Below are 17,878 nucleotides of genomic sequence, written 5' to 3'. Positions count from 1 at the left end.
GATGTCCGACAAACCTGCGCCGGAAAAGAAAACCGCTGAAGAGCGCAATGCCGAACGTATTAATGCATTGCCGTGGCAGCCGTGGCGACCGGGCGACCTGGCCGTACCGGTCTTCAGTAAACCCGACGAACCTTTGCTGGCTGACAGCGAAGAGGTTCCGGACGACGGACAGCCGAAGGTTCAGGTTGATCAGAACGAATTGCTGAATCTGCAACGTCGCGCAGAACAGCAGGGCTTCCAGCAGGGTCTGGAAGCCGGGCAGAAACAGGGCTACGCCGCCGGTTTTCAGCAGGGTCAGGAAGCCGGACAGCAGCAGGGTTTACAGGAAGGCCAGCAGCAGCAGGCCGTGCTGACCGAGCACTGGCAGCATATGGTGTCGGATTTCCAGCAAACGCTGGATGCCCTGGACAGCGTGATCGCCTCGCGTCTGATGCAAATGGCGCTGACCGCCGCGAAACAAATCATCGGTCAGGCACCGATTTGTGACGGCTCTGCCCTGCTCAATCAGATTCAACAGCTGATCCAGCAGGAACCGATGTTTAAAGGGAAACCGCAGCTTCGCGTAAACCCGGTCGATTTCGAGCGCGTCGAGCAACAGCTTGGCGCAAGCCTGAGCATGAACGGCTGGCGTTTGCTGGCCGACAGCCAGATCCACAGCGGTGGCTGTAAAGTCAGCGCGGAAGATGGCGATATGGATGCGTCGCTGGCGACCCGCTGGCATGAACTTTGCCGTCTTGCGGCACCGGGAGATCTCTGATGACCGCCCGCCTGAGCCGTCTGCTAAAAACGCTGGATGACGCGGAAAAACGCATGGCCCGCACGCCGTCGGTTCGCCGCTATGGCCGCCTGACACGGGCAACCGGCCTGGTACTGGAAGCCACCGGCCTGCAGTTACCGCTGGGCGCAACCTGCCTGATTGAGCGCCACGACGGGCCGACCGTGCAGGAAGTCGAAAGTGAAGTGGTCGGTTTTAACGGTCAGAGCCTGTTCCTGATGCCACTGGAAGAAGTGGAAGGGATTTTGCCGGGTGCGCGGGTTTACGCCCGTATTGCCGCCGATGGTCAGAGCGCGGGAAAACAACTGCCGCTGGGCACGCAACTGCTTGGCCGTGTGCTGGACGGCAGCGCCAAACCGCTCGACGGTTTACCGCCGCCGGACACCGGTTATCGCGCCGCGCTGATTACGCCACCGTTTAACCCGCTGCAACGTACGCCGATCACCGATGTGCTGGATGTTGGCGTTCGCGCCATTAACGCCCTGCTCACCGTCGGTCGCGGCCAGCGTATGGGGCTGTTCGCCGGATCCGGTGTCGGGAAATCCGTTCTGCTCGGCATGATGGCGCGTTACACCAAAGCCGACGTGATCGTAGTCGGGCTGATCGGTGAACGTGGCCGTGAAGTCAAAGATTTTATCGAGAACATTTTAGGTGACGAAGGTCGCGCCCGTTCGGTGGTGATCGCCGCACCGGCTGACGTTTCGCCACTTCTGCGTATGCAGGGCGCGGCTTACGCCACGCGTATTGCTGAAGATTTCCGTGACCGCGGTCAGCATGTGTTGCTGATCATGGATTCCCTGACCCGTTATGCGATGGCGCAACGTGAAATCGCACTGGCTATCGGTGAACCTCCGGCCACCAAAGGCTATCCGCCTTCCGTATTTGCCAAACTGCCTGCGCTGGTTGAACGCGCCGGTAACGGCATCAGCGGCGGCGGTTCGATCACCGCGTTTTATACCGTGCTGACCGAAGGCGATGACCAGCAGGATCCGATTGCCGACTCCGCCCGCGCCATTCTCGACGGCCACGTGGTGTTATCACGTCGTCTGGCGGAATCCGGCCATTATCCGGCGATTGATATCGAAGCCTCGATCAGCCGTGCGATGACGTCGTTGATTGATGACGCCCAGTACGGGCGCGTGCGTAATTTCAAACAACTGTTGTCCAGCTACCAGCGCAACCGTGATTTGGTCAGTGTCGGCGCTTATGCCGCAGGCAGCGATCCGATGCTCGATCGCGCCATCAAGCTGTATCCGCAAATGGAGAACTTCCTCCAGCAGGACATCATGGAACGCAGTACTTACGAAGACGCTTGTCTGGAACTGAATATGTTGTTCCCGGGCTAATTTTTTAACCGATAAAGGTAAATCAGATGGAAAACGCATCACCATTGATCACCCTTTGTTCTCTGGCGCAAAAAGCGCTGGATCAGGCCACCAGTCATCTGGGGAAAATCAGGCAGTCACATCTTCAGGCTGAAGAACAGCTCACCATGCTGCTCAACTATCAGCGTGAGTACCGTGAAAAGCTCAATACCACCATGAGCGGCGGGATTGCAGCAAATACCTGGCAGAACTACCAGCAGTTTATCGGCACGCTGGAAGTGGCGATTGACCAGCACCGCAAACAATTAGAACAGTGGGATCAGCGGCTTAATGCCGCCGTAAACCAGTGGCAGGACAAGCAGCAACGGCTCAATGCTTACCAGACGTTGCAATCCCGCGCCAGCGAACAGCAGCGTTCTCTGGAAAACAAGCTCGACCAAAAACAGAACGATGAGTTCGCCCAGCGCAGCGCACACAGGAAGAAACAACCATGAATCTGAATATTTTGCCTGCCGCTGTGACCACGGCAAAGACCACCGCGAGCGCGGCGTCCGGCAGTGCCTCATCGGCAACCGCTTCAACTGCTGACAGTTCGGTGATCAGCGATTCCACGGCCACATCTCCGGCCGATTTTGCCAGCCAGCTGGAAGCCCAGCTCGGCTCGAAACTCGATCCTAAACTGACCAGCACGTTAGCCAAACTCGGCCAGCAGATTTCGGCCAAAGGCGAAACGGTAGATAAGGCCACACTGACTCAGGCGGTGACCACCGGCGAAAACGACGGCAGTCTGATGCTTGATGAAAGTGACCTGAGCAAAATGATCGCCGCCATTCAGGTATTGCCGAACGGCAGCCTGAAAGGCAGTGATGCGTCGGCAATAAAAAACGCCGGGCTGAGCGACAAAGATAAAGACAGCCAGAAAGACGATGCCAACACGTTGCCACTGCAGGCACTGTTCGCCCAGTTAGCCGCGCAGCAATCGGCACAACCGGTGCAAGCCGCCAGCGCCGTGGCAACGCAAACCACCAGCGATGACGCCACGAGTGCCGATAAAAAAAGCTCGCTGCTATCCGGACTGACGGCTTCTTCTTTGCTGACCGGTGACGGCAAAACTGCGGTGACCGATACCGATCCGAAAGCTGCCACTGCCGCGAATACGACGGCTGGGGCATCGCAACATGCCGCCAGTAAAGCCGCGACCACCAACACGCCAGATTTCAGCAGTGCGCTGGCGTCGATGAGCGCCGCCACCGGCAATGCGGCGGCATTACAGCAGACAGACAATAATGCGCTGGATAACAGCACGCAGGCGCTGAACCAGCTGAACACCGCAGCGGTTGCCGTTTCTTCTGCACCGGTTTCCACCACACCGACGACGACCACCGCGGTCACTGCGCCGTCCACCCCGCTGCTCAACGCGCAGCTCGGCACGCCGGAATGGCAGCAGCAGCTCGGTCAGCAGGTGATGATGTTTAACCGTCAGGGACAACAAACCGCGGAACTTCGTCTGCATCCTGAAGATTTAGGTTCAATCCAGATCAGCATGAAGATTGAGAACAATCAGGCACAGCTGCACTTTGTCTCCGGCCACAGCGGTGTGCGTTCGGCAATTGAAGCCGCGTTACCTGATCTGAAAACCGCACTGGCCGACAACGGCATCAGCCTCGGTCAGAGCAGCGTCGGCAGCGACAGTTCGCAGTGGCAACAGGCACAGCAGCAGAGTTCGCAATCCGGTTCACAACAAAGCAATTCAGCCAGCTGGGCGGCATTTAATGGCGGCGGCACGACATCTGCCAGCGACGCCCTGCCGGTTCCGGTCTCTATCGCACAGCGGCTCGGCGGCAACAATAGCGTAGATATCTTCGCATAATCGTTACCTGATGTTTCAGCCCTGCCTGCGTGGTCTTAATTCAAACGGCAGAGCTGACCTTATTTTTCCCGCCTATTCTGACTATTGAACAACAGGATAAGCGGGATAATCATTGTCAGAATTGACTCAGCAGCTTCGCGGTTCCCTCGCAACTCTGCTCATACTTACAGGAAATCGCCTCATCCATGTCTGACTCTGCTCTCTCGGCGTCGCGTAAGAAAAAGCGCCCGTTAATGATGATTCTGCTGTTACTGATTGCCATCGGAGCCTGTGGTGCAGCCGGTTACGCCTGGTGGATGTTGCATAAACAGCCCGTAACTGCAGCGCAGGCTGCACAAGCGAAGAAGAATGAACCGCCTGCGGCCCCGATTTTCCTGGCGCTCGATACCTTCACCGTTAACCTGCAAACCCCGGATAACGACCCGGATCGCGTGCTGTATATCGGCCTGACCTTACGTCTGCCGGATGAAAAGAACCGCGCTACGCTTAGCGAATATCTGCCTGAAGTCCGCAGCCGTTTGCTGTTACTGCTGTCCCGTCAGAAAACCTCTGATTTGGTCAGCGAAGCCGGTAAACAACAGCTGGTTCAGGACATCAAACAGGTTCTGGATGCGCCACTGGTCAAAGGTCAGCCCTCTCAGGTGATCAACGACGTGCTTTTCACTGCTTTCATACTGCGATAAACATATTATGGGCGACAGCATTCTTTCACAGGCCGAGATCGACGCGCTGCTCAATGGTGACAGTGACAGCGCACCTGACAATTCAGCTACCTCACAGGCCGCCGCGGCTGATGACGGTGTAAAACCTTTTGACCCCACGACGCAGCGCCGCGTTGTTCGTGAGCGGCTGCAGGCTCTGGAAATCATTAACGAGCGTTTTGCCCGTCATTTCCGTATGGGGCTGTTTAACCTGTTGCGCCGCAGCCCGGACATCACCGTAGGGGCAATCAAAATCCAGCCCTACCACGAGTTTGCCCGCAACCTGCCGGTACCGACCAACCTCAACCTGATCCACCTGAAACCTTTGCGCGGCACCGCTCTGTTTGTGTTTGCGCCAAGCCTGGTGTTTATCGCAGTGGATAACCTGTTCGGCGGCGATGGACGTTTCCCGACGAAAGTCGAAGGGCGCGAGTTCACCCATACCGAACAGCGCGTCATTAAACGCATGCTCACGCTGGCACTGGATGCTTACGAAGATGCGTGGAGCGGTGTTTACAAGCTGAGCGTGGAATATGTCCGTGCGGAATTGCAGATTAAATTCACCAACATCACTTCTTCGCCGAACGACATCGTGGTGACTACGCCATTCCATGTCGAAATCGGTGCACTGAGCGGTGATTTCAACATCTGTATTCCGTTTAGCATGATCGAACCTTTGCGTGAGTTGCTGACCAATCCACCGGTTGAAAACTCCCGTCACGAAGAAAGTCAGTGGCGCGAAAATCTGGTCACTCAGGTTCAGCAGTCTGAGCTGGAACTGGTGGCGAATTTCGTCGAAATCCCGCTGCGCCTGTCGCAGATCCTCAAACTTCAGCCGGGCGATGTTTTGCCGATTGAAAAGCCGGATCGGCTGATTGCCCATGTCGATGGCGTGCCGGTACTGACCAGCCAATATGGCACCTTAAACGAACAATACGCCCTGCGCGTTGAACATTTGATCAACCCAATTTTAAATTCTCTAGATGAGGAACAGCCCCATGAGTGACACCAATAAACCGTCTGACGCCGGATCGGATAACGTTGACGATTTATGGGCTGATGCGTTTAACGAACAACAGTCTGCGGGCGGCGCAAAAGCGTCAACTGACGGTGTTTTCGCCGCGCTGGGTGCCCAGGACGGTTCGGGAAGTTTGCAGGACATCGACATGATCCTCGATATTCCGGTGAAACTGACCGTCGAATTAGGCCGTACCAAAATGACCATCAAAGAACTGCTGCGCCTTTCTCAGGGTTCTGTGGTGGCACTCGATGGTCTGGCCGGTGAGCCGCTGGATATCCTGATCAACGGATATCTGATTGCGCAGGGTGAAGTGGTTGTCGTCGCCGATAAATACGGCGTGCGTATCACTGACATCATCACGCCATCCGAACGTATGCGTCGTCTGAGCCGCTGATGAGCCAGAGTACCGCGACGGATTCACCGTACATTTCCGGCCCGGTAAACCATGCCACCACGCAGGCGACGCCTCAGGCTTTGCCCGCCAGTTCGGTGCTGACGCAGGTCAGTTCCGTGCTTGGCGGCATACTGTTGCTGATCCTGTTTATCGGCTGGGTCGTTAAGCGCGCCGGTTTCGCGCCACAGTCTAAAAATAACAAACTGCTGAAAGTGACCGCCAGCGTGCAGGTGGGACGTAGCGAAAAAGTGGTGATTGTTGAAGTTGATAATACCTGGCTGGTGCTGGGTGTGACCGCGCAAAACATCACTGCGCTGCATACCCTGAGCTCGCCGCCGGTCGAACAGATACCGGGATCTGACAATCCGAATAATACGCCCGCTGATTTCCGTCAGCTGATGCAGAAAATGTTGAAACGTCCGGGAAAGCAGGCATGACTCAGTCCGTCGTGAAGAAAGTAATGAAATCCGCCCTTACCCTTTGCCTGCCGCTGCTGCTGTTCATCAGCCCGGCGGCGTTCGCGCAACTGCCGGGTATCATCAGCCAGCAGCTGTCTAACGGCGCGCAAAACTGGTCACTGCCGATCCAGACGCTGGTGTTTATCACCACGCTGACGCTGTTACCGGCGATGCTGCTGATGTGTACCAGTTTCACCCGAATCATTATCGTGCTCGGCCTGCTGCGAAATGCGCTGGGTACGCCATCCGCGCCACCAAACCAGGTATTACTGGGGCTGGGGCTGTTTCTGACCTTCTTCGTGATGGCACCGGTTTTCGACAAAATTTACAGCGATGCCTATCAGCCGTTTACGGAAAACAAAATCACCATGCAGGATGCGATGGACAAAGGCGCACAACCGCTGCGTCAGTTCATGCTGCGCCAGACCCGCGAAAGCGACCTGGCACTGTATGCACGTCTGGCGAATATCCCGCCACTGGCCGGGCCTGAAGCGGTCCCGATGCGCATTTTGTTACCGGCGTATGTCACCAGCGAACTGAAAACCGCGTTCCAGATTGGCTTCACGGTATTTATTCCGTTCATGATTATCGATCTGGTGGTCGCCAGCGTGCTGATGGCGCTCGGGATGATGATGGTGCCACCGGCCACCATCTCGCTGCCGTTCAAGCTGATGCTGTTCGTGCTGGTCGACGGCTGGCAACTGTTGCTGGGTTCGCTGGCGCAGAGTTTTTACAGTTAATTCGCTCCTCCCCTGCGAACGGGAGGGGGTTGACCGTCTTCTTTTGTGAGAAACTATGACTCCTGAATCGGTAATGGCATTGGGTAATGAGGCGATGAAGGTCGCGCTGGCCGTCGCTGCGCCTTTGTTGCTGGCCGCACTGGTCACCGGGCTTATCGTCAGCCTGCTGCAGGCGGCGACGCAGATCAACGAACAAACGCTGTCTTTCATCCCTAAGATCCTGGCCGTGGTGGCGACTATCGTTATCGCCGGACCGTGGATGCTGAATCTGCTGCTGGATTACATGCGCACGTTATTTACCAACCTGCCTTACATCATCGGTTAATCTATGGTTTCCTTCGACAGCACCCAGCTCGCCGGATGGCTGAGCATGTATTTCTGGCCTCTGCTGCGAATTCTGGCGCTGATCAGCACCGCGCCGATCACCAGTGAAAAGTCAGTTCCTAACCGGGTGAAACTCGGTCTGGGAATGATGATCACCTTCCTGATTGCACCTTCCCTGCCGCCTGTGGACACGCCGATTTTCTCCACGCCCGCGCTGTGGCTGGCGATGCAGCAAATCATGATTGGCACGGCGCTAGGCATCACTATGCAGCTGGCCTTTGCGGCTATCCGTATGGCAGGCGAAATTATGGGTTTGCAAATGGGGATTTCTTTCGCCACGTTTTATGACCCGAGCAACCGTCTGAACACCCCGCTGCTGGCACAGTTTTTAAACTTGCTGGCGGTGCTGCTGTTCCTGACTTTTAACGCGCATCTGTGGCTGATTTCGCTGCTGGCCGACAGTTTCCACACTCTGCCTATCAGCCCAAATCCGGTCAATGCCGAAGGTTTTATGGCCGTCGCCAAAGCGGGCAGTATCGTGTTCAGTGGCGGAATGATGCTGGCATTACCGATCGTGACGCTGCTGCTGACGCTGAACATGGCGCTCGGCCTGTTAAACCGCGTCACGCCACAGCTTTCCGTTTTCGTTATCGGTTTTCCGCTGACGCTCAGCATCGGTATTCTGGCTATCAGCCTGATGATGCCGATGCTCGCCCCGTTCAGCGAGCACCTGTTCAGTGAGATCCTCGATAAGATTGTGCTTATCGTGAATCAGATGGCGATGGATTAGCGCCTGCGTTTACGGCTGTTTACCCTTTTCCACAAACTGCATATCGCCCACTTTTCCCACGGTGAACTTACCGTCTTTATAGGTGATCACTGTGACGCTGGCGTTCTGTAACGGCGAACGTAAATTTTCTTCCTGCGTCATCCCTTCAAGCATGGCCATAATCGCCATGCCGTGAGACACAATCAGCTCATTGCCACCGCCATTTGCGCTGACTTTTTGTGCGATATCGTGCAGCGCAGCCTGCATCCGCGCATGTACCTGTGCAGCATTTTCCGTAGTATGCGACGGGTCCAACTCTGCCAGCGTGTTCATCATTTGCTTCATGGTGACCTGACCCTTTGACAACGCCTGCGTCAGGGCATGTAAATCAGCAAATCCGAGCTTTTTCACCACCGGTTCCCACATCACATCGTCAAGTTCGCCCTCATAACTGCCGAAGAAGGTTTCGCGCAGACGTTGGTCTTCCGTCACCGGCAAAGGCTGTCCGGCGGCGGTCAGGGCTAATTTTGCCGTCTCGCGCGCACGACCGGAATCACTGGGATATGCCGCAGCGAATGGCACTTCTTTCAGACCACGCCCCAGTTGCTCCGCCACTTCAACACCCGCCGCCGTCAGGGGCGTATCTGACCAGCCCTGAGCGCGGTGTGCGGCATTGAACAGGGTTTTGCCGTGACGCGTGACGTAAATCGTGACCTCACCTTTGTCACTGGCCGTTTGTGCAACCGGTGCCGCGGATGGCGCGGCCTGCAGATTGAGGGATAACAGCGGCAGCGTGAAAGCCAGGAATGACAGAAACGTTTTTTGCAGCATATTTTTCATCGCGATGTCCTTGTTTAATGAATATCAGAATACTTTGAAGGTGTAATTCAGGCGAAACTCCGCCGCAAAACTGTTGGCGTGTTTAATATTTCCGTGTTCATCGACAACTGGCGCAGTTCCGTTATGTTGATAAGTTCTCCCCGGCCCTATCATGGCGAATATCGATAAGTCTTTGAGTTTTTCAGAGGCTGGTTTCCACAGGGTATAAACGTTAAGCTCCCCTTCTCTCACCCCCTGCCCCTGATAATCGAAAAATCCGTAGTGCGTGTTGATGCCTAATACAATCTCCGGCGTTATCTGATAGCCGACATCGAGTGATAAGGCTTTTTCCTCATCACGCATATAATCCAGACCTGCAGTGGTCATTGAATTAAACGTACCGCGCGAATTCTTACTCATATGCCTCGGATACATCCCGATACCGCCTTCTTTATTCGCATCGGTATAGGCCAGTCCACCTTTGGTTACCCAGCGGTTATACTTCCAGGTAACGTCAGAGGCATAATGATTGGCGCGGTTATCGAAATCTTTTTTACTGTTCGCCATGCTGTCCCATTTATCCAGCGCTTCGGTAAGATAAATCTGCACACCGTAGGATATGGCCTTATTTTGTTTAATATTCAGTTCCAGCCCGTTTCTGCGCAGATAATCCTCACTCTCGCCATAAAAATATAACGCTGTCAGATAATCGTTTTTATACTGGAAGTCACCGGTGTAAATAGAATTAATGGCGTGGGAATCATTTGTCATAAAATCCACCTTATCCGGTGAATCGCGGTTCAGTGATTTCGTGACATAAGCCAGGCGCAACCGGTAGTCCTCGTAGGTCACATCACCGCTCCAGCCATTGTAAGTATTTGGCGCGGCGCGCATTGAGGTGGCGAGTGCACCGAGTTTAAGCAATTTCCAGCCGCCATAAAGATTACCGTTAACACCAGATTCTGAGAATTTAACTTTGCCGTAAATCTGCCCGAGCTTATTAAATCCTTTTGAATGACCATTGTCGTTATACAAGACACCACGCGACGCAAAATTATCCGCAGCAGCCAGTTTAATCACGCCATAATAAGAAGAGTCTATTCCAATGAAATCGCCTAAATAACCTGATTTGTAATCCAGTGCCAGTCCCTGCCCCCATGCGGAATGTATGTTACGCTTTCCTGTTTCACCTTCATCTAAGTATCGCCAGATATTATGCGTTCCCAGTTCCAATGAGCTGTCTTTAATAAAATCGCTTTCCGCCAGAGAGTCAATTCCGGCAAATGCCATTACTGGTGTTCCCAAAAGTGCGGCGGTCAGTGCCAAAGTATGCTTTTCCATAGCCTGTCATCTCAAAATCATAACCTGAAGTCATGAGAAGTTTCATCGCGCATGTCTTACAGGCAAAAAAAAACCTGAACAAAAATTCCACGAGGCGCGGGAAATTTCTGTTCAGGTTTTGCCTGCGAATGCAGTAACAATCCGACGGGGAATATAGCGAATTTGGAAAAACAAAAACAAGATGTCGATATCACTTTTCAAACTAAAATAGCGATTTGTGAACTCAGTCACTCCCTTTCAAATAGAATTGAATCTCATTTATCGGAGAAAATTAGCCGTTCTTGTGAATTGTTCCGCTGATTACCTGCGCTATATTCCCTGCTTTACCGCCGTTTTAATAACGCCATCACTTCATAATGAGACGTGTGCGGGAACATATCAAAAAGCTGTACGCGCTCAATCTGATATTCCGGCAGCAATGTCAGATCTTTCGCCATCGTCTGCGCGTTGCAGCTGGAATAAAGCAAGGTGGCAGGCGCCATACGGCCAAGATAATCACACAGTGTTTTGCCGATTCCACGACGTGGTGGATTCACCAGCACCAGATCGGGCACCTCGCCTTTTCCGGTCGCGAAACCGGTGGAATCCAGCGCCTGAAACTCGACGTTTTGCAGTCCCAGCCGGGCAGCTGATTCCTTCGCACAATCAATGGCTTCTGCGCTGATTTCAATCCCGGTCAGTTTCATTGCTGGCGTGGCGCAGTGCAGGCCAAAACCGCCGACGCCGCAGAATAAATCCCACATACTGGTGATATCAGCGCGCGCCCTCACCCAGTCACGCGCCGTGGCGTAGAGTTTTTCAGCCACTACCGGATTGGTCTGGAAGAAGCTCTGCGGGCGGATAAACAGCGGCACATGATTAAATTCTTCTTCCAGACGCTGGACGTCCGTCAGCGGAATTTCGGTATCGCCTTCGAGGATCGCCATATGCACCGGCTGGATGTTGGCGGAAATCACTTTCAGCTGCGGCAACTGTTGTTGCAGCCACGGCAGTGCGGCGCGCAGTTGCGCCAGTTTGGTTTCCGAGCGCAACACGAAGCGCAACATCATGCCGCCGTCTTTCTGGCTTTCGGTCAGTAACAGGAATTTAAGTTCACCGCGTTTACGCGCCACGTTGTATGGCGTCAGTCCGGCGCGGGCGATAAAGGTTTTGAGAACCGAAAATACCGCCGGAAAACTGGCCGGATACAGCGGGCATTCACACAAATCGACCGGCGTGCCATCACGGTGCAGCATCCCGAGCAACGGACGCTCCACGCTGCCGCTGACCACCATTTTGGCTTTATTGCGAAAAGCAAGTTCCGCGCCGGTGACCGGTTCACACCATTCACCCACCGGCAGTTCTGACAGCAGATCACTAAGATCCTGCTGCTTATCGGCTAACTGCTGTGAATAAGGTTTGTCGAGCCACTGGCAGGAACGGCAGGTTCCTGCGGTATAAAGTGCGCAATGCATAAAAAAGTCCGGTCAGTGAATGCGGTACAAAAACTGGCGCGCAGTTTACCACTGCGCGACGGGAAAGGCTCATTTACGCTCTGGCTATTTGTTGCGGGAGAAGTATTTTCGGCTGCTGGCCGGCACATACAACAGTAACAGTAACAGAATATCGGGGATTTTTTGCATCAGCAGCGCGTAGAGAAATTGGCCCTGCGTTTCGACATTGAAGCGAAAGATGCGCGGTGCGAACCAGTCAAATGACGCCAGCAGCATGTAACCCACCACGATCACCTGACATCCGATGAATGCCCGACGCCCCCAGCGGCGGCCACGCATCATGGCATACGCGGCACGACATTCGACCAGAATAATCAGCAGACTGGCCAGCATGATGAAACAATTTAGCCAGGATTGTGCACTGACTTCGATAAAACTCATCAGCCCTGAAAAGCCCATGGCATCGAACAATAAAATGAATTCGAGTAAGCGCGTCGCGACGATCGCCGACGCCCCGATCATGACAGGAACAGGGATAAAGGCCAGTTTCATAAATCCTTTTGGACTCTCCATTTACGTTCAGGGCGGAAAAATCCGCCCTGAAAATTATCTCAATATTCACGCTTGCTGCGCGCGCTGGATCTCTTTTCTTCTCTGCTTTTCCGCCCGCGACATAAACCACCAGGCAATCATGCCGATGATGCCAACCACCAGCAAGATGAGCGTCGCCAGTGCGTTGATTTCCGGATTCACCCCCATACGAACGCTGGCAAACACCAGCATCGGTAAGGTGGTCGAGCCCGGTCCGGCGACGAAACTGGCAATCACCAGATCGTCGAGCGATAACGTAAACGCCAGCAGCCAGCCGGAAATCAGCGCCGGTAAAATCATCGGCAGCGTGATGATAAAGAACACCTTCAGGGGTGCTGCGCCTAAATCCATCGCCGCTTCTTCAATCGACCGGTCCAGTTCACGCAGGCGCGCAGATACCACTACCGCCACGTAAGCACTACAAAACGTCACATGCGCCAGCCAGATGGTGAACATGCCGCGTTCAGCAGGCCAGCCAAACGCGTGCCCCATCGCCACAAACAGCAGCAGCAGCGCCAAACCGGTAATCACATCGGGCATAACCAGCGGCGCGGTCAGCATAAAGGCAAAACCAGTTGAACCGCGAAAACGCTGAAAACGCACCATCACGACCGCCGCCAGTGTACCGACAATCACCGCCATCGTGGCGGCAGCGGTAGCAATGGTCAGACTCGTACCGACCGCGCTTATCATCGCAGAATCGTGAAAAAGCTGAGTATACCAGCGGGTAGACCAGCCAGCCCAGACCGTTACCAGCTTGGAGCTGTTAAACGAGTAAATAACCAGCATCAGCATCGGGGCGTACAAAAACGTAAAGCCGAGAACCAGAATAAGAATTCGCCACGGCGAACGGACAACCGGTAACTGATTCATTCTTTGTCTCCCAGCTCTTTGTTTTGGTATTTCTGGAACCACAGGATTGGCATGATCAGCAGCAATAACATGACTACCGCCACCGCTGAAGCCACCGGCCAGTCGCGGTTATTGAAGAATTCCTGCCACAGAACGCGGCCAATCATGTTGCTGTCCGGCCCGCCGAGCAGTTCCGGGATCACGTACTCCCCTACCGCCGGAATAAACACCAGCATCGAACCGGCAATAATCCCGCCTTTGGTCAGCGGCATAATCACTTTGAAGAAGGTTTTCATCGGACGCGCACCGAGATCCTGCGCCGCTTCTACCAGCGAGTAATCCATGCGGGTCAGTGCGGTATAAATCGGCAACACCATAAACGGCAGATACGAATACACAATGCCGATATAAACCGCCAGATTGGTGTGCAGAATGACCAGCGGCTGGTCGATAACATGCAACCAGAGCAGCACGTTATTGAGCACACCGTTGTCTTTGAGAATACCAATCCAGGCATAAACGCGGATCAGGAATGACGTCCAGGAAGGTAAAATCACCAGCAACAAAAGGATATTGCGCGTCGAGGTGCGGCTGTGTGCCACCGCCCACGCCAGCGGATAGCCAATCAGCAGGCACAGCACGGTGGAAATCGCCGCCACTTCCAGCGATTGCAGATAGGCATCGATATACAGCGGATCCTGCGTCAGCCCGATGTAGTTAGCGATGTTCAGCGCGATATCCAACATGCCGTCTGACCAGGTGACCAGATCGGTATACGGCGGAATAGCGCGCGCCATTTCGGCAAAACTGATTTTAAAAACAATCAGAAACGGCAGTAAAAACAGCAGCAGGAACCACACCAGCGGCAGCAGGATCACCAGTTTGCGGCCATGACGTTGTTGTAAACGACCGGTGAAGGCTTTAAATCCGCCCGGAGGTTTACCGGACGGCACTTCGGAGATTACAGACATTTTCATCCCCCTTAAACAGTCAGCACGACACAGCTGTCGGCTTCCCAGCACAGACGCACTTCGTCGCCCCAGGTCGGCATCCCTTTACGGAAACGATGGCCGTTTTGCAATTGCGCGGTGATCATCTGACCGCTGTGCAACCGGACGTGATAAATCGACAGGTCGCCGAGATACGCGATATTCACCACTTCACCGACGGCAAAGTTGCAACCGTCTTCCGGTACCTGTTCGCACAGCATGATTTTTTCCGGACGCAGCGCGACAAACACCGGAACGCCGTCAACTACCGAGACATCCGGATCGACTTTCAGCGGATGAACCAGACCCGGCGATGTCAGGACCAGCGCATCGTCCAGGCGTTCTTTCAGTACGCCTTCGAAAACATTCACAGAGCCGATAAATTCGGCGCTAAAACGGCTGGTCGGGTGCTCGTAGATTTCTTCCGGCTCACCGATTTGCACGAATTTGCCACGGTTCATGATGGCGATACGCCCGGCCATGGTCATCGCTTCTTCCTGATCGTGCGTGACCATGACGCAGGTCGCGCCGACGCGCTCCAGAATATCCACCACTTCCAGCTGCATACGATCACGCAACTTTTTATCCAGCGCACCCATGGGTTCATCGAGCAGCAATAATTTTGGTCGTTTCGCCAGACTGCGCGCCAACGCCACACGCTGGCGCTGACCGCCGGAAAGCTGATGCGGCTTACGCTTTGCGAATTCCTGCATGTGCACCAGCGTCAGCATTTCTGCCACGCGGCTTTTGATTTCTGCCGACGGCAGCTTGTCCTGCTTGAGGCCGAAGGCGATATTTTGTTCGACCGTCATGTGCGGAAACAAAGCGTAAGACTGGAACATCATGTTGATCGGACGCTGATACGGCGGCACCAGCGAAAGATCTACGCCATCCAGCACGATCTGACCCTGTGTGGGCTGTTCGAAACCGGCCAGCATGCGCAACAGGGTGGATTTCCCACAGCCGGACGCGCCGAGCAGTGCGAAAATCTCGCCTTTGTAAATGGTCAGGCTCACGTCATCAACGGCGGCCTGGCCATCAAAAGATTTAGTCAGATTGCGGATTTCCAGCAAAGGCGTGAAGCCCTTCTGGGACTTAGGCTGCGGGCGGGGGATAGCGTCGTTCACTCAGAGAAATCTCCGGTATCAGAATAAAGCGGTTCAAATAAGCATAACAGTCAGGGGGAAAAGTGCCTGATTCGTATGCCCAAAATACAGCCAGAAGCAAAACGTCAGCGGCCCCGCCATGATTGTGCGGAGCCGCTTTCGATTAAACCCTAAATAATTCGAGTGACAGGAAGGCGGCAAGTGAGCGGATCCCGATGAGCTTACACAAGTAAGTGATTCGGGTGAGCGAACGCAGCCAACGCATCTGTAGCTTGAAGTATGACGGGTTTATTTGCCGGTTTTAACCTTGGTCCACGCTCGTGTGATAACTCGGTCGATTTTCGGATCCTGAACTTTCAGGGTGAAAAGCTTAGCCTGAACGTCTGCTGGTGGATAAATGCCAGGGTTATTACGCACGTCTTCATTCACCAGTGGCGTCGCGGCTTTGTTGCCGCTGGCGTAGTAAACGGTGTTACTGATTTGCGCGATGACTTTCGGTTCCATCAGGTAGTTCAGGAACTGATACGCTTCATCGAGATTTTTCGCATCCGCCGGGATAGCAAACACATCGAAGAAGGCCAGCGCCCCTTCTTTCGGAATGCTGTACGCCACGTTCACGCCATTCTTGGCTTCCTTCGCGCGGTTCGACGCCTGCATCACATCCCCTGCCCAGCCAATCGCCACACAGATATCACCATTCGCCAGGTCATTGATGTACTGGGAAGAGTGGAAATAACGAATGTTCGGACGCAGTTTCAGCAGCAGATCGTTGGCCGCACCGGTGTAATCGGACGCTTTGGTACTGTTCGGATCCAGATGCAGATAATTGAGCACAGTGGCGTAGATTTCAGCTGGCGCATCGAGGAAAGAAACGCCGCAGCTTTTCAGTTTCTCGAGGTTTTCAGGCTTGAGAACTAAATCCCAGCTGTCGACCGGCGCATCTTTGCCCAGAACTGCTTTCACTTTTTCGACGTTATAGCCGATGCCGGTGGTCGCCCACAGATAAGGGATAGCGTATTTGTTACCCGGATCGTGCTGCGCCACCATCTTGAGCAGATCAGGATCCATATTTTTGTAATTTGGCAGTTTGCTCTTATCCAGCGGCTGGAAGACGCCTGCCGCCAGCTGACGTTCAAGGAAACTGGCCGATGGCACCACCAAATCAAAACCGGTGCTGCCCGCCATCAGTTTGCCTTCCAGCACTTCGTTGGAGTCAAACACGTCGTAAACCACTTTAATGCCGGTTTCCTTCTGGAAATCAGGCACGGTATTTGGCGCGATATAATCGGACCAGTTATAGATGTGCAGCGTTTTTTCTTCCGCAGACGCTGTGACGGACGCAGCCATAACCAGGCCGGCGACAACACCCGATAACCACTTTTTACGCAGGGTGAACATCCGTTACTACCTCCAAGACAGGGGAATATAAAATTGAATTTGTATCACTGAAACGAATACAAAACCTTTCACACTAAGGCCAATTGCCGTCCACGAATGTGCATAGGCATTCAACGTTGACGCATACGCTGCCTGCGAATTAACCGTTTGGTTTTACGACGTAATCACGCTTGATGCAGAGTCAGAAGCATAGCGCCTGCAACCCCCGTGTACCAGCCTCCTGAGGCAAAACCAGCGTTTATCGATTAATTATGCAGATTTAGTCTATACCGTCTGGCATTTTGCCTTTTAACAAAGTGAAATATCCGGCAACAATGGCACAATCCCAGCATAACTTATGGCGAAAGCGAATAAAGGCAGCGGAGCCGCAATAAACACGGCTCGCAGAAAAGGATCTTCAAGGGGGAAAACGTCTTTACAGAAATAACTGCCATCAGGGAAATGGCAGATAAAACAAAATCAGTGCAGCAACGGTAAATTCACGGAAGGGACCGGCGCGCCTTCTTCTTCATCACCGAGGAACAGCAGGTCATTGGCATGCGCTTCGAGAATAATCATCGACATCTGCTCTTCTGCCTGTTGCAGGAAGAAAGCAAACTGCTCTTCGGTTACACCCACCGCAATCGTCAGCGACTGGCAGACAATCAGCTTCGGTAGATTATCGTCCTGAATATCAACAAACGCTTTAATGGTCAGGGAGCTGGCATTAATCGAGCTCAGGTCAGCGACCAGCGGGATCAGCGCCGTCGGTTTTACTTCGGCCAGCGCAGAGAACAAAATAACGTTGTCTACGATATCGAGTTTGGCATCAAAAATACCATCAAAATTCTGCATATGCGGCAAATGGAGAGCCTGACAGGAATCACACTCGAAAAAAGAGATGCCCAGCTGATCCAGCCAGCGCCGCAGCAGCGCTAAATCAGGGACGATGAGCGAATCCATAGAATGCCTCACGAGTTCAACACAACGAAA

General features: G+C 53.8%; 20 protein-coding genes. 11 read left to right on the top strand and 9 right to left on the bottom strand.

Going from position 1 to position 17,878, the window contains the following annotated elements:
• The first annotated feature begins 1 nt into the window (after position 1).
• The 11 genes from fliH (at position 2) to fliR (ending at position 8,398) form a co-directional block, all read left to right on the top strand.
• Positions 2-757, top strand: coding sequence for a flagellar assembly protein FliH (gene fliH / locus D6C13_RS01145; RefSeq protein WP_167457966.1), 756 nt, complete (start codon positions 2-4; stop codon positions 755-757).
• On the top strand, positions 757-2,121 hold the full coding sequence (gene fliI, locus D6C13_RS01140; RefSeq protein WP_120131008.1) for a flagellar protein export ATPase FliI: 1,365 nt from the start codon (positions 757-759) through the stop codon (positions 2,119-2,121). The genes fliH and fliI overlap by 1 nt, the downstream gene beginning before the upstream one ends.
• A gap of 26 nt (positions 2,122-2,147) precedes the next feature.
• A complete protein-coding gene (gene fliJ, locus D6C13_RS01135) occupies positions 2,148-2,594 on the top strand; it encodes a flagellar export protein FliJ (protein WP_120131007.1) in 447 nt (148 codons plus the stop codon).
• Positions 2,591-3,970: a flagellar hook-length control protein FliK gene (locus tag D6C13_RS01130; RefSeq protein ID WP_120131006.1), complete on the top strand. Its 1,380-nt coding sequence runs from the start codon at positions 2,591-2,593 to the stop codon at positions 3,968-3,970. Before fliJ ends, D6C13_RS01130 begins: the two co-directional genes overlap by 4 nt.
• Positions 3,971-4,155: 185 nt before the next feature.
• Positions 4,156-4,653 carry a flagellar basal body-associated protein FliL gene (gene fliL, locus D6C13_RS01125; RefSeq protein ID WP_120131005.1) on the top strand — a complete coding sequence of 166 codons (498 nt, stop codon included), beginning with the start codon at positions 4,156-4,158 and terminating at the stop codon, positions 4,651-4,653.
• 7 nt (positions 4,654-4,660) lie between these two features.
• Positions 4,661-5,677 carry a flagellar motor switch protein FliM gene (gene fliM / locus D6C13_RS01120; RefSeq protein ID WP_120131004.1) on the top strand — a complete coding sequence of 339 codons (1,017 nt, stop codon included), beginning with the start codon at positions 4,661-4,663 and terminating at the stop codon, positions 5,675-5,677.
• Complete coding sequence (gene fliN, locus D6C13_RS01115) at positions 5,670-6,086, top strand: flagellar motor switch protein FliN (RefSeq protein WP_120131003.1); 417 nt, start codon at positions 5,670-5,672, stop codon at positions 6,084-6,086. The genes fliM and fliN overlap by 8 nt, the downstream gene beginning before the upstream one ends.
• A complete protein-coding gene (fliO, locus tag D6C13_RS01110) occupies positions 6,086-6,523 on the top strand; it encodes a flagellar biosynthetic protein FliO (protein WP_120131002.1) in 438 nt (145 codons plus the stop codon). Before fliN ends, fliO begins: the two co-directional genes overlap by 1 nt.
• Before the next feature lie 23 nt (positions 6,524-6,546).
• Positions 6,547-7,284, top strand: coding sequence for a flagellar type III secretion system pore protein FliP (gene fliP, locus D6C13_RS01105; RefSeq protein WP_120131036.1), 738 nt, complete (start codon positions 6,547-6,549; stop codon positions 7,282-7,284).
• Positions 7,285-7,339: 55 nt separating this feature from the next.
• Positions 7,340-7,609, top strand: a complete 270-nt coding sequence (gene fliQ, locus D6C13_RS01100; RefSeq protein WP_013575807.1) for a flagellar biosynthesis protein FliQ — start codon at positions 7,340-7,342, stop codon at positions 7,607-7,609.
• A gap of 3 nt (positions 7,610-7,612) precedes the next feature.
• Entirely contained in the window at positions 7,613-8,398 is a 786-nt protein-coding gene (gene fliR, locus D6C13_RS01095) for a flagellar biosynthetic protein FliR (protein WP_120131001.1), read from the top strand.
• A 9-nt stretch (positions 8,399-8,407) separates the two neighbouring features.
• Here fliR and D6C13_RS01090 read toward each other — a convergent pair whose 3' ends face one another.
• From D6C13_RS01090 to D6C13_RS01050, 9 genes are all read right to left on the bottom strand, one after another.
• Complete coding sequence (locus tag D6C13_RS01090; protein WP_120131000.1) at positions 8,408-9,217, bottom strand: histidine phosphatase family protein; 810 nt, start codon at positions 9,215-9,217, stop codon at positions 8,408-8,410.
• Between the two features lie 24 nt (positions 9,218-9,241).
• Complete coding sequence (locus tag D6C13_RS01085; protein ID WP_120130999.1) at positions 9,242-10,537, bottom strand: OprD family outer membrane porin; 1,296 nt, start codon at positions 10,535-10,537, stop codon at positions 9,242-9,244.
• 323 nt (positions 10,538-10,860) lie between these two features.
• Positions 10,861-11,991: a 23S rRNA (uracil(747)-C(5))-methyltransferase RlmC gene (gene rlmC, locus D6C13_RS01080; protein WP_120130998.1), complete on the bottom strand. Its 1,131-nt coding sequence runs from the start codon at positions 11,989-11,991 to the stop codon at positions 10,861-10,863.
• Positions 11,992-12,075: 84 nt separating this feature from the next.
• Positions 12,076-12,543 carry a YbjO family protein gene (locus D6C13_RS01075; RefSeq protein WP_244212605.1) on the bottom strand — a complete coding sequence of 156 codons (468 nt, stop codon included), beginning with the start codon at positions 12,541-12,543 and terminating at the stop codon, positions 12,076-12,078.
• Positions 12,544-12,588: 45 nt separating this feature from the next.
• On the bottom strand, positions 12,589-13,434 hold the full coding sequence (gene potI / locus D6C13_RS01070) for a putrescine ABC transporter permease PotI (protein WP_120130996.1): 846 nt from the start codon (positions 13,432-13,434) through the stop codon (positions 12,589-12,591).
• A complete protein-coding gene (gene potH, locus D6C13_RS01065) occupies positions 13,431-14,384 on the bottom strand; it encodes a putrescine ABC transporter permease PotH (protein WP_120130995.1) in 954 nt (317 codons plus the stop codon). The genes potI and potH overlap by 4 nt, the downstream gene beginning before the upstream one ends.
• An 11-nt stretch (positions 14,385-14,395) precedes the next feature.
• Complete coding sequence (gene potG / locus D6C13_RS01060; protein WP_120130994.1) at positions 14,396-15,529, bottom strand: putrescine ABC transporter ATP-binding subunit PotG; 1,134 nt, start codon at positions 15,527-15,529, stop codon at positions 14,396-14,398.
• 267 nt (positions 15,530-15,796) lie between these two features.
• Complete coding sequence (potF, locus tag D6C13_RS01055) at positions 15,797-16,906, bottom strand: spermidine/putrescine ABC transporter substrate-binding protein PotF (RefSeq protein ID WP_120130993.1); 1,110 nt, start codon at positions 16,904-16,906, stop codon at positions 15,797-15,799.
• Positions 16,907-17,365: 459 nt separating this feature from the next.
• Positions 17,366-17,848 carry a type III secretion system chaperone family protein gene (locus D6C13_RS01050; RefSeq protein ID WP_120130992.1) on the bottom strand — a complete coding sequence of 161 codons (483 nt, stop codon included), beginning with the start codon at positions 17,846-17,848 and terminating at the stop codon, positions 17,366-17,368.
• Positions 17,849-17,878 lie beyond the last annotated feature (30 nt).

The organism is Rahnella woolbedingensis, assembly GCF_003602095.1.
GTDB lineage: Bacteria > Pseudomonadota > Gammaproteobacteria > Enterobacterales > Enterobacteriaceae > Rahnella > Rahnella woolbedingensis.
The sequence above is the reverse complement of the archived record's forward strand: the minus strand, read 5'-3'. Positions and strand labels throughout refer to the sequence as shown.

Coding starts and splice junctions, on each gene's coding strand:
- fliH (WP_167457966.1), top strand. CDS start 2: ATGTCCGACAAACCTGCGCCGGAAAAGAAAACCGCTGAAGAGCGCAAT.
- fliI (WP_120131008.1), top strand. CDS start 757: ATGACCGCCCGCCTGAGCCGTCTGCTAAAAACGCTGGATGACGCGGAA.
- fliJ (WP_120131007.1), top strand. CDS start 2,148: ATGGAAAACGCATCACCATTGATCACCCTTTGTTCTCTGGCGCAAAAA.
- D6C13_RS01130 (WP_120131006.1), top strand. CDS start 2,591: ATGAATCTGAATATTTTGCCTGCCGCTGTGACCACGGCAAAGACCACC.
- fliL (WP_120131005.1), top strand. CDS start 4,156: ATGTCTGACTCTGCTCTCTCGGCGTCGCGTAAGAAAAAGCGCCCGTTA.
- fliM (WP_120131004.1), top strand. CDS start 4,661: ATGGGCGACAGCATTCTTTCACAGGCCGAGATCGACGCGCTGCTCAAT.
- fliN (WP_120131003.1), top strand. CDS start 5,670: ATGAGTGACACCAATAAACCGTCTGACGCCGGATCGGATAACGTTGAC.
- fliO (WP_120131002.1), top strand. CDS start 6,086: ATGAGCCAGAGTACCGCGACGGATTCACCGTACATTTCCGGCCCGGTA.
- fliP (WP_120131036.1), top strand. CDS start 6,547: ATGAAATCCGCCCTTACCCTTTGCCTGCCGCTGCTGCTGTTCATCAGC.
- fliQ (WP_013575807.1), top strand. CDS start 7,340: ATGACTCCTGAATCGGTAATGGCATTGGGTAATGAGGCGATGAAGGTC.
- fliR (WP_120131001.1), top strand. CDS start 7,613: ATGGTTTCCTTCGACAGCACCCAGCTCGCCGGATGGCTGAGCATGTAT.
- D6C13_RS01090 (WP_120131000.1), bottom strand. CDS start 9,217: ATGAAAAATATGCTGCAAAAAACGTTTCTGTCATTCCTGGCTTTCACG.
- D6C13_RS01085 (WP_120130999.1), bottom strand. CDS start 10,537: ATGGAAAAGCATACTTTGGCACTGACCGCCGCACTTTTGGGAACACCA.
- rlmC (WP_120130998.1), bottom strand. CDS start 11,991: ATGCATTGCGCACTTTATACCGCAGGAACCTGCCGTTCCTGCCAGTGG.
- D6C13_RS01075 (WP_244212605.1), bottom strand. CDS start 12,543: ATGGAGAGTCCAAAAGGATTTATGAAACTGGCCTTTATCCCTGTTCCT.
- potI (WP_120130996.1), bottom strand. CDS start 13,434: ATGAATCAGTTACCGGTTGTCCGTTCGCCGTGGCGAATTCTTATTCTG.
- potH (WP_120130995.1), bottom strand. CDS start 14,384: ATGTCTGTAATCTCCGAAGTGCCGTCCGGTAAACCTCCGGGCGGATTT.
- potF (WP_120130993.1), bottom strand. CDS start 16,906: ATGTTCACCCTGCGTAAAAAGTGGTTATCGGGTGTTGTCGCCGGCCTG.
- D6C13_RS01050 (WP_120130992.1), bottom strand. CDS start 17,848: ATGGATTCGCTCATCGTCCCTGATTTAGCGCTGCTGCGGCGCTGGCTG.